Genomic DNA, 1,130 nt, shown 5'->3' on the forward strand with positions numbered 1-1,130 from the left:
GGATCAACAAACCACTCACGTCTCAAGACGACGGCGCTTCACCACAAACCACACAAGTAGCCTGATGTCTCAACACGTTTGACAGGTTCCGGAGCGACCGCCACCGTCGGCCGCCCGGCGCGCACGTTCGCCCAGTGGGCCGCCGAACACGCCGACGTCTTCCGCGCCTGAACGGGCGACGGGCGGACGTCCCCGACGCCGGTAATCGTCTTCGATGCCAGTGAGGAATGCCTCCCGAGGGAGGCTTTCCCATTCTTTACCTCGCTCTTAGATTTGGCGTCATGAGACGAACCTTGATTCCTCTTGTGGGTCTGACGGCCGCCGCGCTGCTGCCGATCGGCGCCGCCTCGGCGGCCGTCGCCTATCCCGTGAAGGACAAGACCCTCACCGGCAATTCTCTGTACGCGAAGGGAGCCCTTCCTACGACCAAGTGCCCAGAGAAGCCGATCAAGAAGCTGGACGCCGGCTCTGCCAAGAGCTATCTGAACGGTGTGCTCACCTGCCTCAACCGGACCTGGGCCGTTCAGGTGCGCAAGGCGGGTAAGAGTTTCTCCAAGGCGAAGGCCGTCTTCGTCACGAAGGCTCCGAAGCGGTTCTGCGGCGCCAAGTGGCTCAAGGACTGGACGAGCTACTACTGCGGCGAGTCGCGGACGATCACCATCGTCCTCACGAAGCGCTTCCTGAAGGAGCCTGACGACCTCTTCCTGTTCAACCTGCTGGCCGTGAACTACGCCGAGCACGTGCAGAAGCTCACCAGCATCGACAACGCCTACCAGAACATCTCCTACCGGAACAAGGCCGAGCTGGCCGAGCAGAACCGCCGGTACAACCTGCAGAGCGAGTGCTTCTCCGCGGCCTTCATCGCGAGCGTGTGGGACTCCCTCGACCGCACCAAGAAGGACTGGGACGACCTCCTCTACTACATACGGGACTGGGCGAGCAAGGACCAGGGCAGCCGTAAGTCGATCACCTACTGGGCCGATCGAGGCTTCAAGTCGGCCGACCCGGGTTCGTGCAACACGTGGAGCGCGGCGCCCTCAAGCGGGCGCTGAACTGGCGTAGAGGCCCAGATCCGAAAACCGCGCAGATCGGCTTTAACCGATACGCCTTTCCTAAAGTCAGCGGCGGCC

The 1,130-nt window shown here is 62.6% G+C and carries 1 protein-coding gene; it reads left to right on the plus strand.

The window, feature by feature from the left end; genetic code table 11:
- The first annotated feature begins 281 nt into the window (after window positions 1-281).
- Window positions 282-1,052 (plus strand): hypothetical protein, encoded by a 771-nt coding sequence (locus AB0B89_RS36550; RefSeq protein WP_358562408.1) that lies wholly within the window; start codon window positions 282-284, stop codon window positions 1,050-1,052.
- Window positions 1,053-1,130 lie beyond the last annotated feature (78 nt).

This window comes from Sphaerisporangium sp. NPDC049002 (assembly GCF_040649355.1).
GTDB lineage: Bacteria > Actinomycetota > Actinomycetes > Streptosporangiales > Streptosporangiaceae > Sphaerisporangium.